This is a genomic window from Dyadobacter luteus (assembly GCF_003383615.1).
In the GTDB taxonomy this organism is placed as follows: Bacteria; Bacteroidota; Bacteroidia; order Cytophagales; family Spirosomataceae; genus Dyadobacter; species Dyadobacter luteus.
Genome location: NZ_QNUL01000026.1, coordinates 18,274 through 33,230, shown reverse-complemented (window position 1 = coordinate 33,230; position 14,957 = coordinate 18,274). Strand labels below are relative to the sequence as shown.

Below are 14,957 nucleotides of genomic sequence, written 5' to 3'. Positions count from 1 at the left end.
TTTCTTTCATGTAATATTTAACCTGAACTACATGAAAAATTGCATTATTCTTTTACTGACAGTTACATTCTCCATCTTCCGTGCGGAAGCTCAGGAGAATGTATCCATCGGCCCTATTGCCGGTGTATCTATCGCCAACTTTCGGGGTAACACAAGTGCCATCGGATCAAATACGGATTGGAAGCCCGGCCTTACCGTTGGTGGTTTTTACAACTACAGCTCCAAAAGCAGATTTGGTTTTAGCGGACAATTGCTTTTTACCCAAATGGGCGCTAAGGTCTACAACAAAACCAATGAAATTAATCTGAGCTACATTCAGGTTCCTTTGTTTGCTACATTCTTCTTTGGCAAGTATGGTGCTCCGGTTCGCCCGAAACTATTTCTTGGTCCCTCTCTGAACTTTCTGGTGGGTGCGCACGACAAGGATAAAAACCGTCTGAATCCTGAATCCGGACCAAGGGTTTATAATCCATTCGATCTCGGACTGACTTTCGGAGCAGGTGTAAACATCAAACTTGTAGAAAAAATCTGGCTGAACCTGGATGCACGATACGGACTGGGACTACTCGACGTATCTGCTGATAACAACAGGATGACCAATCAAAACTGGGGTATCAATGCAGGTGTGAGTTTCCCTTTGGGCACTTACAATAAAAATACCGGGCGGCTACGTACCAGATAGATACAACTATATTTCACACACTAAGCACTTCATACACTATAGAATCGGAGGGCGCCTTTCAGGTGTCCTCTTTCGCTTTTTGCCCTTCTGTCTCACTTAGAATTCCTTGCTACGAAAGATTAGAGTACCTTTGTACTTTATAATTACTCTATAGGTATGACTTTCGACGAACTGAATCTAACCAAACCCCTCTTAAACGCACTCTCTGATTTAGGATATACAACACCGACAACCATTCAGGAAAAAGTCTTTTCTGTCATGATGTCGGGGAAGGATGTATGTGGAATTGCCCAGACAGGTACTGGAAAAACATTTGCATATTTGCTCCCGTCTCTCCGCCAGCTTAGCTTTTCCAAAGACAGATTACCCCAATTACTTATTATTGTCCCTACCCGCGAGCTGGTTGTTCAGGTGGTGGAGGAAGTGAGAAAACTAAGCGCTTACATGACCTTGCAAGCTGTTGGCGTATATGGCGGTGGCAATATCAAGGTACAGATGGCCGAGCTGAAACAAGGCGCAGATATTGTTGTAGCTACACCCGGAAGGTTGGTAGATCTGGCCATGAACGGATCGCTCAAAACAAAGGCGATCAAAAAACTGGTGATTGATGAAGTGGATGAAATGCTGAACCTCGGCTTCCGGACGCAGCTCAAAAATATCCTGGATTTACTTCCCCAGAAACGGCAGAATTTGCTTTTTTCTGCAACTATTACACAGGAAGTGGAACAACTAATGCATACGTATTTCAACAACCCTGTGCGGATTGAGGCAGCGCCTGTTGGAACACCTCTTGATAATATTGAGCAATCATCTTATAAAGTTCCCAACTTTTATACGAAGGTAAATTTACTGGACCTGCTTCTTGAAAAAGATTCAGAAATGAGTAAAGTGCTGATATTTGTTGCTACAAAGAAATTAGCCGATCAGCTTTTTAATCAGCTGGAACTGGGATACCTCAACAAGATCGGCGTAATACATTCGAACAAAGATCAGAATCACCGTTTCAATTCTGTGAATCAGTTTCATGAAGGTAACTACCGGATTCTGATTGCAACGGATATTATTGCCCGCGGCCTTGATGTGGCCGAAGTGTCACACGTTATCAATTTTGATATACCTGAAATTCCTGAAAACTATATTCATAGGATCGGAAGAACAGGTCGTGCGGACAGGAAAGGAAAAGCCATTTCGTTCGTTACCGAAAAAGAAGAAGAATTCCGTGAGGTGATCGAAGAACTTATGCAATACGAAATTCCGGTGCTGCCTCTTCCTGATTATCTTAAAATCTCGGAGATTCTGACACCTGATGAAGAGCCAAAGATTTTTATGAAAAACATTGACCTTACACCTCAAAAAAGAGAAAGTACAGGTCCGGCCTTCCATGAAAAAATTGCCAAAAACCTTAAGGTTAATGTTCGCAGAGACCATGCCGCAGAAAAAATGATGAAATACGGCCGTCCTATCAAGCGTTCAGGTCAAAAACCGAAAAAATGATTAGTTGTTAGTTGTTAATGCGTTAAGCATTAACAACTAACATACCCTTCCTATAACAGCGCCCCGGTCTTAACTGTCCATTCTTAATTCTTAATTCCTCACCTATTTTCTATTCATCATATTCTCTTCCAACATTTTAAAGAACTTTTCGCGGTAAGTTTCTCCGAGCGGAATGTTAGTATTTTTGCCCAGAAAAATCTGGTTCCCTTCAATATACTCCACCTTATTGAAAGCCACAATATAGGAACGATGTACACGCATGAAGTACAAGTCTGAAAGATATTCCTCCACCTCTTTCATGGTTGAAAGCGTGACCAACCTACCCGTATCCGTGAAAATACTGACATAGTTTCCAAGCCCTTCAATATAAAGAATATCCTGAAAACGCACTTTCACGATCTTGCTGTCGACCTTTACAAATACATGATCAAATACCGGTTGAGAGGAATTCACCGCAACAGGTGCAGGTTCTAAGCTGCTGACATGTGCCGTTTTTTGCTCCACCAAATCCTGTACTTTTCGAACTGCATGCAGAAAGCGGTCAAACGGAACGGGTTTAAGTAAATAATCGACCACATCCAGATTGTAACCATCCAGTGCATACTGGCTGTAGGCCGTTGTCAGAATCACCTTGGCTTTCCCTCTCAGCAATTTAATCCAGTCCAAACCTGATATTTCCGGCATATGAATGTCCAGGAAAACAATATCAATGTGTTCCCTGTTAATCACATCAAGTGCGGCAATCGGGTCGGTATAGGCTCCTGCCAATTCGAGAAAAGGAGTTTTTGAAATATAATTCGTCAGTACATTGAGCGCAGCTTGCTCATCATCAACGATAAGGCAACGTAAATTCATAATATAGTTGTAAAGTAGGTATCTAAAATAGCTGTCGGATTATAACTCAACTGTGAGTTCAGTTGTATAAAAATCTTCTTCGTCTGAAATCGTCAACTTATGCCGGTCGGGATATCCCAGGGCGAGCCTACGCTTTATGTTTTCCAGCCCAATTCCTGTTGAGTCCTCTTTGGGACCTTTCCTTTTTTTATTTCTGACAAAGAATATAAGTTTCTGTGAATCCACTTTCAAATGAATCTGCAATGGATGTTCCGCCTGATGCAACTCTCCATATTTAAAAGCATTTTCGACGAACGTGATCAGCAACAACGGCATGATCCTGCGAATAGCTACCTGCCCTTCTGTTGCAAAATCAATTTGCAACTGGTTTGAAAAACGAAGTTGATTAAACTCTATAAAGTTCTGCAAATGTTCCACCTCTCCTGCCAGCGAGACTTTAGCCTCTTCGCTGTTTTCCTGCAAACCGTAGCGCATCATTTTGGATAGAAGCATTGTAGCTCTTGCCAAATCTTCTGATAAAGGAAGCGATTGGGAATACAGGAAATTAAGGCTATTGAATAAAAAATGCGGATTGATCTGGTATTTCAAAGACTGAAGCCTTGCATCCACTACCTCTTTCTCCATTTCCTTTTGTTTGAGCTGTTCGCGCTGACGCGTTTCTGCAATAACAGCCATCTGTTTCCGATACCTGGTTATGGTCCGGTCATACCCGTAAATAAAGCTGGCCATCAGAATAATAAGCTCTTTAAAAGCCGTTGACGCCACAATCATACCGATTGCTTTGCCCATTATATAATACACATTATTCTTGTCTCCTACCTTGGCAACCTCTTTATACACATCCTTTCCATCCAATATGGGTGGCATGCCAAGCCCCTTCGTAATCAGCAAAAACCAGCATGCTTTTACAAAAAGTAGTATACCCCACCAGCAAAGCGTAACCAGCAATGCAAGAAGAATTTTGCTGTTTGCCAACAAATCGAAGCTCGTCTTGAGGTTGATATAAAAGAAGAGAATAGATGGCACCATCATCAACAGTGTCGTTTCCCACACTACAGTTTTACCACTAACCAGTACGGGTGAAAGGGTAAAAAACAGCCAGAAAATCCAACCCATGGATAGGTATAGAATATGGACTCCGGAAGTATTACGGGATTGTTGTTTCCACCATTTGGAGAAACGTTTCTTCAGATTTTTTTTGCGGTGCCAGTAGACAAATAACCAGCTGATCCCGAAAAAGTATAAAGTGGTAACCGTTGTACCTCCAATCAGTTCTGATTGTACACGTTCGGTAGTAGCCTCTACATAGGTAGACTGCATCGAGTTGTGAATTCTCTTAAATGAGGCTTTATATTCCTCGTCAGATATTGAGAGACGTCCGGCAAAATAAAAACCGGCACCAAATAAAACCAATATTCCCAGCAGTAAGGCCCAGTTTCTTATGCCGGATTTACCAATTCTGAATATTGGATAAAGCCAAAAGTAAATCACAGCATACAAAACAAGACTTGTTGAGACTGTCAATGGTAATCCTACAAATATCCATTTGGGATAGAAACCAGGATAGTCCCAGGAAGATATAATGATCAGGATAGTGAATACCCCTAAAAAGAAAGCAGCCTTGCCATATCGACTGAGAAACTGTGCCATGTAAGAAAATTTGAGCCGGTTTAATGGATTAAAAATATCCTTGCTCCTGCCAATACACTAAATTTTGTGACGAACCTGTTCTCGTCGATGACGAAGCTAACTCACTAAATCAAAAATCCCAAAATACCATTTAAAAACAGACTTATCCCACTTCATTTTGGGTTCGTCATCCAACAATCCCGGTTGGTCATAACAAATTTTCATCCCGGTTTTCATCCACCACCTTTGTCATGTCATCAGCGACAATCCAATTATTCAAAACATATAACAAACCGGAATTATGAAAACGACTATCAAATTATTCGCTCTGTTGCTTACATCATCTGTTCTTTTCAGCTGCCAGTCTGAAGAAGTAAATCCGATAGCTCCACAAAGTATTGAGGAAAGTATTGCACCGGGTGGCGGTTATGAGAACACACCTGCAGCTCGTCCGGAGGCTGGTGCTCCTCAAATCTTTGAAGCGATTCAATAATTGATGGAAGCTCGACATCTGTCAGGAATGCTTCGACAAGCAAGACAAAAAAGATATCGCACTCCGACATTTAGTTTTAATCAACCCAACCTATAAAAATACAACTATGTTAATCATCGTCCTTTTAGTAAGCCTTTGTTTAATCGTTCTTGGCAGAACTGATAAAAATTCGTTCGGTCTTTCTGTTAAGCTTCGCAAAGGACTCCGACTTGCAGGCCAATTTGGCTTAGGTTTCTTCGTTGGATTTGCCCTTTATGCTCACGGAGCCGATATGATAGACGGTTTCTGGACTGGTTTCTCAGCAGGTAAAAATCAGATTACGCAACAACCATAGATAATACCTCCTAAAATAATACCTCATTTGCATCAATATTAGCCATCATTCATTGGAATAATCTCTTCCATTGGAATAATCTCTTCAAAAGATGAATCTGAAAAAAAAATAATTTTTTTTCAGATTCATCGATCCAAAATATCCTTTACAACGTATGTCTGAATATTAGTGTTGGTCAATGTAATCACGTTTCCAATATTTAATAGCATAGATTTGGAATGAAGATCATTTGAAAAAATGAAAAGAAATTCTAGATTATTGTGGAGGGTAAGGTAATGCTTAGAGCGGGATTCAGACAGAGTCCCGCTCTTTTCCTTTATGCACATCCGGTCAACCAATAAAAAACCCCGAAGAAACAAGTCCTCCGGGGCGTATATAAGCCATAGTAATTATTCTCTGTTAGTGACGTACCTGTTCCTTTTCAAGGTTGAACAAATCGTTTAATACGTCAATCAGCGTTTCCGCTTCTCCTCTCTTACATGCAGCCTTCAATTGAAGTACCGGCAGTTTAAGGATTTTCTGCATCATACTGGTTGTGATTCTTTCGACCTTTTCCAGCTCTGCATCGTTCAGGTTTTTAGTAAAGCGGGTTAACTCCTCTTTTCTGATCTGTTCCAACGCACCTTTCAATTTCTGAATAGTGGGTGAGACAATCATCTCCTTCGACCAGTCATTGAATTCAAGAACGGCTTCATCGATGATTTCACGCACCTGAGGAATAGACTCCAATCTTTTGTTCAAAGCCTCATCAGCTCTGCTTCTGATTGAATCGATCGTGTAAAGCATAACTCCCGGAATTTCTTCCACTTCCGGAGAAACACTACGCGGCACAGAAAGATCTACAAAATACTTAAAGGACATTCCACGCAGACGAACCATCATTTCTTTGGTAAAGAAAGGCTCATCACGTGCTATTGATGAAATGATCACATCGGCATTTGCAACTTCTGATTCGATATCTGATACGTCGGCAACCCGGAAACCGAGCTCATCTGCCAGGGCATCTGCTTTACTTCTCGTTCTATTGATGATGGTAACATCTGCATCCTGTTTTTGTGCCAGGTTACGGCAAACATCACTTCCTATCTCTCCCAAACCTACCACCAAAATTTTCGGATTCGGCATCAGCCCTTCTACCAGATCTACAGCAGCATAAGAAACCGATGCAGCTCCATCACGGAAGAATGTCTCCTGTGCAACTCTTTTATTGGCAAAAAATATGGTGTGAAGCAGACGATGCAGGAAAGGCCCTGCAAGGTTCAGATCCGCAGTCCACTGATAGGCATGCTTGATCTGATTTGGAATCTGCATATCTCCCACAACCTGGGAATGTAATCCTGTAGCTACCTCGAACAAGTGCTGAACTGCGTTTTCGCCGGCAGAAAATGTTTCAAAATAATCTACAAATGGCTGAACATCAGAAATACCTTTTTCTATCAGTAAAAGCTTGATGATTTCCTCATTGAGGTCTTCAGCAGAAGAATAGTAAATCTCAGTACGGTTGCAGGTAGAAACTGTAAGAACGTCTGTAATATCAAAAAAATCCTTCAAACGCAGCATTATACCCTTAGCGCTGTCCTCATTCAGAGCAAGCTGTTCCCTTATCGCGAGAGGGGCTTTCCGGTGTGATAAACTTATTGATTTGAACTGATTATACATCACTGTTTCTAATTCTGATTACAAAAATACGGCACAAAAATTACAATAGGAAAGTGATTGAAAGGCCTGAGGTCTATTTAGAAGTTATATAAATAAATCCCGACTTTGCTCTACAAATTTCCTGAGCTTACTTCGCTGGTTTCATGACCATTATCATGATTTTAACTGATCCTAAAGGCCTTCCGGAGCTATATAGTCCGACACGGGGCACAGATATTTTCAGTTTATCCTAAGGCGTCTTGTAAGTTCGGGACACGCTATTTGCGATAAGCAGCCAAGATTAAAACAGAAGTGATGTAACTTCGTTTGTTTTTTATACACCTATACGATCAGATCCTGAGATTAATGAATTCTGGTACCTCAAAACAAAAACCGAAATTCCGGCTACAACCTGTCGCTCTCCTCAACAGTGACCGATTGAAGCGATCAATGACGGATGTATATGACCAAAAGATATTCCTCAAATATATGATTGGGGTTATCCTTGTGTTATTGAGCATAGGTTCGTTGTTCTACACTAACAATCTCGTAGACAAACTGGAAGAAAGAGAAGAGAGAGAGGTTACACTTTATGCAGAGCTGCTTCGTACACTTACCACCACAGATAACAACGAAAACGTAAATGTCATTTTTACTGTGATTCAGGAGGCAGTGGACTTCTATCAAATCCCAACTATTTATGTGGATGAAAATAATACCAACCGCGCCAACCAGACAATTGAACGAGAGTACCCTCCGAACATTACACCCCAACAGAGAGAAAAGATCATTGATGAGCAATTGGCCATCATGAAACAGGAACATACTCCTATCCCTGTAGAATTGGCTCCTGGCAAAACCGGCTACATATACTATAGTAATTCATTTCTGCTTACACAGTTGCGCTACTATCCAGCCATTCAGCTTTCAGTAATGCTTTTGATCGGTTACCTGGCTTATCTGGCTTTCAGTTCTGCCAGAAAAGCGGAGCAGAATAGAGTTTGGGTCGGGCTTGCGAAAGAAACAGCACACCAGCTGGGTACGCCCTTATCCTCTTTAATGGCATGGGTGGAATACTTCCGAAGCGATCCGAATATCGAACCTTACATTGCGGAAGAAATTGAGAAAGACGTGATCCGGCTGGAAATGATCACAACACGTTTTTCTAATATCGGTTCTGTGCCGACCATGAAAGAGGAGCCCGTTGCAGAAATTGTGATTGACTTCATCACTTATTTGCAAAAAAGGGTTTCGTCAAAAGTGAATTTCACAGTAGATAATCAATTGGCACCAGAACAAACCACATCCTTAAACAAAAACCTCTTCGAGTGGGTTGTCGAAAATATCTGTAAAAATGCAGTAGATGCAATGGGGGGAATAGGTGATATCAATGTCACCTTGCAGTCGCCTCCAAATACAAATCAAATCCTGATTGATATTTCTGATACAGGAAAAGGTATGACGAAGGTAAACATGAGCAAGATTTTCAATCCTGGTTTCAGCACGAAAAAACGGGGCTGGGGATTAGGATTAACATTGGCGAAACGGATTATTGAGAATTACCATTCCGGCAAATTGTTTGTAAAAAGCTCTGAGCTGGGAAAGGGCACCACTTTCAGGATTATACTCCCAGCTCAGGTGATTGAGGATTAATCAAGTTAATCTCTTGGAGTCGGAACCGTAACCTCATCTCCCTCTGGTATCACTACTTGTTCACTTATATTGAAAGCGCGATCTATGATACGTACCTTATATCTTCTCTTTCGCATAACAGTAGAATTAGAGTAGTTGTTGTCAATGTTCATGTCCAGTATTCCTTTTATTGGCCCCGGCTTGCCATCTGGTTTAAGTACGGGGAAAAAGTTCGCATTATCTTCAGCAAAAACTCTCTCCTCCCATGAGCCGTCCGTCCGTTGCGTAAGTACTGTCACTTCGTAATTAGCCGGAATACCCCAACCTGGCACATTTGTATAAGCCCTACGCAGCTCTTCGCCCCTCTCTCCCTGTAAATCTATTGGATCTACACCTAAATCGCCATCACCATCTTCAAATCTCACAGATACAACTACAACTTCCCGTCTTTGAATTACTTCGGCTCCAGTTCCAGGATTCAATGTATCAACCTCGGTATACTGACTAACACCGTTGTAATAAATCTTTGGTGCATTGTCAAAGTCAGGTATATCCACGCATCCGCTAAGGGCTGCTGCTGACAACAAAAAGGCGGGTAATTTAAAATTCATACATTTCTATATTAACATGAAAGAAAAGGATCGTGGTAAACTTTGTACGCTGTTTCGCATTTCTGACTTTCTACATCTAACTTTGTCCTTCAAACACGAAAGTAACAGTATTGGAATTGTCAAGCAACAAATCTTTTTCAGAACAACGTAACCATTTACGTCAGCAAATCATAGAGCTGCAGCCTTCCGGCTTTTCTGATTTGGCTTTACAAATTTTTCGGTACCAGGCAGCCAACAATCCTGTCTACAACAGCTACCTGACCAATCTGAATGTCGATATTTCCCGTGTTCAGCAACTGACTGACATTCCGTTTCTCCCTATTCAGTTTTTCAAATACCATCCTGTTACAAGTGGCCGGTTATCCGATCCGGTTGTAACTTTTGAAAGCAGCGGCACCACTCAAATCAAAGGAATACCTCCTGTCGCGAGTCGCCACACGCTCTTCGATGCTGAACTGTACAAATCCGTTTCCAAACGCATTTTTGAAGAACACTACGGTGCACTGGATAACTTCCATATTCTGGCACTACTTCCTTCCTACCTTGAACGAAATAATTCGTCTCTGGTATATATGCTGGATCACTTTATTAAGGAAACAGGCTCAGAATTATCAGGCTTTTACCTCCACAATACCAACGACATGCTGGAGCGCCTCCGGATGCTGGCTGCAAATCCTGACGGGAAGAAGATTTTGCTGATGGGTGTGACATTCGCTTTGCTCGATCTCGCGGAAAGCGATACTGACCTTTCTTTTCTCGTGAACATTCCGGATCTGCAGATTATGGATACCGGAGGAATGAAAGGACGGCGCCAGGAATTACTCCGTGAAGAGGTACACGATATCCTCACCAACGCTTTTGGCACAAAAGTGATCCACTCAGAATATGGAATGACCGAACTACTTTCTCAGGCTTATTCCAACGGACACGGAATTTTCAACCCGGGCTATTCCATGCGTGTGTTGCTACGTGACGTAAACGATCCTTTCTCGGTCTACGATCACAATATAACAGCTTCTAAAACAGGAGGTGTTAATGTTGTCGACCTGGCCAATCTGGATACCTGCTCTTTTATTGAAACACAGGACCTTGGCAGATTCGGGCAGCAAAAAGATTCCTTTTATATCATGGGGCGTTTCGATAATTCAGATATACGCGGTTGTAACCTGATGGTGATTTAAGGTCGTTCATGCCAACCTTGTAAAAGACACCGCTCTTTCCGGCCTCAACTTTAATTTATTTTTAATAATTATAGAAAACTGATATAGAGCCAGATACGCCGGACTGCACTATATAGAATTGTTCTAAAAATCAATCAGCGAGAATATTTCCTAAATTAGCCAAATTGTTGTAATTGCATTTATCGAATGTATTATTACACTTTGGGATTATTAACCTTACATGTGATATTAAAATGAAAAGACGTGATGCAATAGGTCGTGTTGCACTTTTGATGGGAGGCGCGCTTTCTGCTCCAACCATGCTGGCTTTTTTGGAAGGTTGCAAACAAGCTGGTGATGCTGCTACCGGAATTACCTTTCCTTTTCCTGCAGAAAGAAAAAATCTTGTTTCAGAAGTTGCGGAACTCATTATCCCTAAAACGGATACGCCTGGTGCTAAGGATGCCAAAGTAGGTGAATTCATAGAGATGATGTTAAAGGAGTGCTACCCGGAAAAAGACCAGGCAAGCTTCAACAAAGGCTTACAGGAACTGGAGAAAAAGGATTTCCTGAAAGCTACGCCGGAAGAGCAAACAAAAATTCTTACTGAAATGCAAACTGCTGCCAAGGAAGAAACGGCCAAAGCAGGTGAGGAGAAAAAGAAATATACAGAGGCTGGTAAAGAATATACTGACGGTGGTGTTCCGTTCTTCCGTTTGATGAAAGAACTTACTTTACTGGGGTATTTCACTTCTGAGCCAGGTGCTACACAGGCTCTTGAATACGTGGCCGTACCAGGTCGCTACGACGGTTGCATAGACCTGAAACCAGGCCAGAAAAACTGGGCTATGTAATTAGTAAAATTGATGGAATACCTGAGTAGAGACCGGAGAGTTGGGGTGTTCCGCTAATTAATCAATTCAAAAAAATCTGAAATCATTCATCATGAATTTAAATATAAAGGCGACAAAACAAGCCACTTACGATGCAATCGTGGTGGGTTCCGGAATAAGCGGAGGCTGGGCTGCAAAAGAACTGACTGAGAAAGGTCTCAAAGTGCTGATGCTTGAAAGAGGAAGGGATATCAAACATATCGAAGATTATAAAACTGCAACCCTTGCTCCCTGGGAGCTGGAACATAGAGGTCGTGTTACTACTGTAGCAAAGGAAGAATATTGGGCAGGAATGAGAACAGGTTACACTGCTAACGAAGAGCACAGATACCTGTTTGAAAACGACAAAGAAAACCCGTACAAAGAAACACGCGGATTCGACTGGATTCGTGCCTACCATACAGGTGGACGTTCGCTTTTGTGGGGACGCCAAAGCTATCGCCTGAATGCAGCTGATTTCGAAGCAAATGCCAAAGACGGCATTTCTGTTGACTGGCCAATCCGGTACAGCGACATTGCTCCATGGTACGACTACGTAGAAAAGTTTGCAGGTATCAGCGGAGCAAAGGACGGTCTGGATGTATTGCCGGATGGAAACTTCCTTCCTCCTATGCAGATGAACTGCGTTGAGAAAACTGTAAAAGGCGAGATTGAGAAAAAATTTGCAGGTCGCCATGTGATCATGGGTCGCGCTGCTCACCTTACGCAACCGCAGGGATTCCATACTGAATTGGGCAGAGCTGCATGTCAGTTCCGTAACATGTGTATGAGAGGTTGTCCATACGGCGCCTATTTCAGTACACAATCGGCAACACTTCCTGCTGCACGTAAAACTGGAAATCTTACACTAATTAACGACGCGATCGTTTCTGAAGTGATTTACGACGAAAAAGCAGGTAAAGTAACCGGCGTTCGTATTATCGATCAGAACACCATGGAGTCGAGAGAATATTATGCAAAAATCATATTCCTGAACGCTTCGGCAATCGCTTCTGCTTCAATTCTGATGAATTCAAAATCGAAGCGCTTCGCAAACGGGCTTGGGAATGAAAGCGATCAGCTGGGTCGTAACATCATGGATCACCACCTTGCTGTGGGTGCCCGTGGTACGATGCCAGGTTATGAAGACAAATATTATTTCGGACGCCGTGCGAATGGTATATATGTACCTCGCTACCGCAACTGGGGTACCGACAAACGTGACTACGTTCGTGGATTCGGTTACCAGGGAGGCGCAAGCCGCGATAGCTGGGGACGTGGTGCCGGCATGGATGGATTCGGTGCTGACTTCAAAAAGCAACTGACCGAACCAGGTGCATGGAATATGAATTTGGGAGGATTTGGGGAAATGCTTCCGGATGAAAAGAACCGCTTCACATTACACCCTACCGAAAAAGACAAATGGGGATTACCTGTAGTGGTATTTGACGCTGCATATGGCGACAACGAGAAGAAAATGCGTGTGGACATGATGAACGATGCAGCAGAGATGCTGGAAGCGGCTGGTCTTACCAACGTAACTGCCTACAACGACGAGTCGAAACATCCTGGTATTGGTATTCACGAAATGGGTACTGCACGTATGGGTAATGATCCTAAAACTTCTGTACTGAACAAGCACAACCAGATTTGGGATGCTAAGAACGTATACATTACAGATGGTGCATTTATGACATCTGCTTCGTGTGTGAACCCATCACTTACCTATATGGCCATGACTGCACGCGCTGCGGATCACGCCGTGAAGGAATTGAAAAAAATGAACCTGTAGTTCATATAAAATTCAATATCATTGTCAAACCTCATCAGGTAAAACTGGTGAGGTTTTTTCTTTGTACGTATAGCCTTTCATCAGATAAGGATGGTAGTACCCAGAACATATCTTTAAAATACAGATCCTGTGAAAACTTCTGCCCTATCCCAGCGCATATCTTCAGTTGACGCCTACCGTGGTTTTGTCATGTTGCTCATGATGGGTGAAATACTAAGATTTGGAGATGTTGCTGAAGCTTTGCCTGCCAGCTCATTCTGGCAGTTTTTAGATTTCCATCAAAGTCATGTTCCCTGGGTAGGATGTTCACTTCATGATCTGATACAGCCTTCATTTTCATTTTTGGTGGGTGTGGCTCTTCCCTTCTCCATATCAAGCAGGTCGTCTCAAATGCAAAGCCGCAGTGTTATGTGGATGCATACATTGAGACGTTCTTTGATTTTGATTTTATTGGGTATTTTTCTTCGCTCTATGCATAAGGAGCAAACCAATTTCACATTCGAAGATACACTGACGCAAATTGGCCTCGGCTATCCCTTTCTGTTTGCATTGGGATTTGCAACTACCCGCCAGCGTGTTATCTCTCTGGTTGGAATACTGGTGGGTTACTGGTTATTATTTGCTGTTTATCCTCTGCCAGGTCCTGACTTTAACTGGGCGGAGGCCGGCGTTACTGCCGACTGGGAGCACCATCTGCATGGATTTGCCGCTCATTGGAACAAGAATACCAATGCGGCCTGGGCTTTTGACCGCTGGTTTATGAATCTTTTCCCACGGGAGGCTGAGTTCAAATATAATGGTGGCGGCTATAGCACGCTTAGTTTCATTCCCACATTGGGCACCATGATCTTCGGACTTATTGCAGGCAGCCGGATCAGACAGCTCAATGCAGGATACGTTTTACTCAAAAACTTTATCGTTGCTGCTGCCCTTCTTCTCGCGGCTGGTATACTGCTGGATCTTACAGGAATCAATCCTATCGTAAAACGTATCTGGACTCCCGCATGGACTCTTTTCAGCGCCGGCTGGTGTTTTCTGTTACTCGCAGCATTTCATTATGTAGTCGATCTCAAACAACGTGTTTCATGGTTTACACCATTAATCATCATTGGAAGTAACTCAATCGCTGCTTATCTCATGGCAGATACACTTGCAGGATTTTTCTCTCATTCACTTGAAATACATCTTGGTGCACAGTACAACCAGATTTTCGGGGTCAGCTATCAGGCTCTGGTTACGGGAATTCTGGTACTACTGATTGAGTTCCTGATATTACGCAGCATGTACAGGAAGAAAATTTTTATAAAAATCTGATTTCCGGAAGGTCTATATTTGACAAATCAATCAGTCAATCATCGAATATGCAACTCTTAAAAGCGGTACATCATATAGCTATTATTTGCTCTGACTACGAAAAATCAAAACAGTTTTATACTGAAATTCTTGGCTTTCACATAGACAGAGAAGTTTTTCGTGAACAGAGAAATTCCTACAAACTGGATCTCTCGCTTCAGGGTCAGTACTGCATCGAACTTTTTTCTTTTCCCGATCCTCCTGCTCGTCCCTCCCGCCCGGAAGCTTGCGGACTTCGTCATATTGCCTTTGCTGTTGACAACATTGACGAGGCCATAGCCTATTTCAACGAAAAAGGTGTGATTACAGAACCCGTCCGAATTGACGAATTCACTGGCCGGAAGTTTACTTTCTTCTCCGATCCCGATGATCTGCCCATAGAACTATATGAATTATAGATAAAATTCTACTC

14 protein-coding genes are annotated in these 14,957 nt (G+C 42.4%); 10 read left to right on the top strand and 4 right to left on the bottom strand.

Going from position 1 to position 14,957, the window contains the following annotated elements:
* Nucleotides 1-31 precede the first annotated feature (31 nt).
* Together DSL64_RS23160 and DSL64_RS23155 are read left to right on the top strand one after the other, a co-directional pair.
* Nucleotides 32-682, top strand: coding sequence for a porin family protein (locus DSL64_RS23160; protein ID WP_115833329.1), 651 nt, complete (start codon nucleotides 32-34; stop codon nucleotides 680-682).
* 156 nt (nucleotides 683-838) lie between these two features.
* Nucleotides 839-2,176 (top strand): DEAD/DEAH box helicase, encoded by a 1,338-nt coding sequence (locus tag DSL64_RS23155; protein WP_115833328.1) that lies wholly within the window; start codon nucleotides 839-841, stop codon nucleotides 2,174-2,176.
* A 102-nt stretch (nucleotides 2,177-2,278) separates the two neighbouring features.
* On the opposite strand, the gene DSL64_RS23150 is transcribed toward DSL64_RS23155, so the two are convergent.
* Both DSL64_RS23150 and DSL64_RS23145 read right to left on the bottom strand, forming a co-directional pair.
* Entirely contained in the window at nucleotides 2,279-3,031 is a 753-nt protein-coding gene (locus tag DSL64_RS23150; RefSeq protein ID WP_115833327.1) for a LytR/AlgR family response regulator transcription factor, read from the bottom strand.
* A gap of 39 nt (nucleotides 3,032-3,070) precedes the next feature.
* Nucleotides 3,071-4,681 (bottom strand): sensor histidine kinase, encoded by a 1,611-nt coding sequence (locus DSL64_RS23145; RefSeq protein WP_115833326.1) that lies wholly within the window; start codon nucleotides 4,679-4,681, stop codon nucleotides 3,071-3,073.
* Nucleotides 4,682-4,961: 280 nt separating this feature from the next.
* Between DSL64_RS23145 and DSL64_RS23140 the strand changes: the two genes are divergently transcribed.
* Both DSL64_RS23140 and DSL64_RS23135 read left to right on the top strand, forming a co-directional pair.
* A complete protein-coding gene (locus tag DSL64_RS23140; RefSeq protein WP_115833325.1) occupies nucleotides 4,962-5,153 on the top strand; it encodes a hypothetical protein in 192 nt (63 codons plus the stop codon).
* 106 nt (nucleotides 5,154-5,259) lie between these two features.
* Nucleotides 5,260-5,487 (top strand): hypothetical protein, encoded by a 228-nt coding sequence (locus DSL64_RS23135; RefSeq protein ID WP_115833324.1) that lies wholly within the window; start codon nucleotides 5,260-5,262, stop codon nucleotides 5,485-5,487.
* Nucleotides 5,488-5,886: 399 nt separating this feature from the next.
* Here DSL64_RS23135 and hemA read toward each other — a convergent pair whose 3' ends face one another.
* Nucleotides 5,887-7,146: a glutamyl-tRNA reductase gene (gene hemA / locus DSL64_RS23130; protein ID WP_115833323.1), complete on the bottom strand. Its 1,260-nt coding sequence runs from the start codon at nucleotides 7,144-7,146 to the stop codon at nucleotides 5,887-5,889.
* Between the two features lie 417 nt (nucleotides 7,147-7,563).
* Between hemA and DSL64_RS23125 the strand changes: the two genes are divergently transcribed.
* Nucleotides 7,564-8,778 (top strand): sensor histidine kinase, encoded by a 1,215-nt coding sequence (locus tag DSL64_RS23125; protein WP_229217199.1) that lies wholly within the window; start codon nucleotides 7,564-7,566, stop codon nucleotides 8,776-8,778.
* A 5-nt stretch (nucleotides 8,779-8,783) separates the two neighbouring features.
* On the opposite strand, the gene DSL64_RS23120 is transcribed toward DSL64_RS23125, so the two are convergent.
* Nucleotides 8,784-9,368, bottom strand: a complete 585-nt coding sequence (locus DSL64_RS23120; RefSeq protein WP_115833321.1) for a hypothetical protein — start codon at nucleotides 9,366-9,368, stop codon at nucleotides 8,784-8,786.
* A 110-nt stretch (nucleotides 9,369-9,478) separates the two neighbouring features.
* Between DSL64_RS23120 and DSL64_RS23115 the strand changes: the two genes are divergently transcribed.
* The 5 genes from DSL64_RS23115 to gloA2 all read left to right on the top strand — a co-directional run bounded on the left by DSL64_RS23115 (nucleotide 9,479) and on the right by gloA2 (nucleotide 14,943).
* A complete protein-coding gene (locus tag DSL64_RS23115; protein ID WP_115833320.1) occupies nucleotides 9,479-10,549 on the top strand; it encodes an acyl transferase in 1,071 nt (356 codons plus the stop codon).
* A 233-nt stretch (nucleotides 10,550-10,782) separates the two neighbouring features.
* Nucleotides 10,783-11,382, top strand: coding sequence for a gluconate 2-dehydrogenase subunit 3 family protein (locus DSL64_RS23110; RefSeq protein ID WP_115833319.1), 600 nt, complete (start codon nucleotides 10,783-10,785; stop codon nucleotides 11,380-11,382).
* Nucleotides 11,383-11,473: 91 nt separating this feature from the next.
* Complete coding sequence (locus DSL64_RS23105) at nucleotides 11,474-13,192, top strand: GMC oxidoreductase (protein WP_115833318.1); 1,719 nt, start codon at nucleotides 11,474-11,476, stop codon at nucleotides 13,190-13,192.
* A gap of 129 nt (nucleotides 13,193-13,321) precedes the next feature.
* Nucleotides 13,322-14,506 carry a DUF5009 domain-containing protein gene (locus DSL64_RS23100; protein ID WP_374755843.1) on the top strand — a complete coding sequence of 395 codons (1,185 nt, stop codon included), beginning with the start codon at nucleotides 13,322-13,324 and terminating at the stop codon, nucleotides 14,504-14,506.
* 47 nt (nucleotides 14,507-14,553) lie between these two features.
* Nucleotides 14,554-14,943 (top strand): SMU1112c/YaeR family gloxylase I-like metalloprotein, encoded by a 390-nt coding sequence (gene gloA2, locus DSL64_RS23095; protein WP_115833316.1) that lies wholly within the window; start codon nucleotides 14,554-14,556, stop codon nucleotides 14,941-14,943.
* Nucleotides 14,944-14,957 lie beyond the last annotated feature (14 nt).

Bases quoted from the DNA above. Each gene is read 5' to 3' on its own strand.
- DSL64_RS23160 (WP_115833329.1), top strand. From the start codon at position 32: ATGAAAAATTGCATTATTCTTTTACTGACAGTTACATTCTCCATCTTC.
- DSL64_RS23155 (WP_115833328.1), top strand. From the start codon at position 839: ATGACTTTCGACGAACTGAATCTAACCAAACCCCTCTTAAACGCACTC.
- DSL64_RS23150 (WP_115833327.1), bottom strand. From the start codon at position 3,031: ATGAATTTACGTTGCCTTATCGTTGATGATGAGCAAGCTGCGCTCAAT.
- DSL64_RS23145 (WP_115833326.1), bottom strand. From the start codon at position 4,681: ATGGCACAGTTTCTCAGTCGATATGGCAAGGCTGCTTTCTTTTTAGGG.
- DSL64_RS23140 (WP_115833325.1), top strand. From the start codon at position 4,962: ATGAAAACGACTATCAAATTATTCGCTCTGTTGCTTACATCATCTGTT.
- DSL64_RS23135 (WP_115833324.1), top strand. From the start codon at position 5,260: ATGTTAATCATCGTCCTTTTAGTAAGCCTTTGTTTAATCGTTCTTGGC.
- hemA (WP_115833323.1), bottom strand. From the start codon at position 7,146: ATGTATAATCAGTTCAAATCAATAAGTTTATCACACCGGAAAGCCCCT.
- DSL64_RS23120 (WP_115833321.1), bottom strand. From the start codon at position 9,368: ATGAATTTTAAATTACCCGCCTTTTTGTTGTCAGCAGCAGCCCTTAGC.
- DSL64_RS23110 (WP_115833319.1), top strand. From the start codon at position 10,783: ATGAAAAGACGTGATGCAATAGGTCGTGTTGCACTTTTGATGGGAGGC.
- DSL64_RS23105 (WP_115833318.1), top strand. From the start codon at position 11,474: ATGAATTTAAATATAAAGGCGACAAAACAAGCCACTTACGATGCAATC.
- gloA2 (WP_115833316.1), top strand. From the start codon at position 14,554: ATGCAACTCTTAAAAGCGGTACATCATATAGCTATTATTTGCTCTGAC.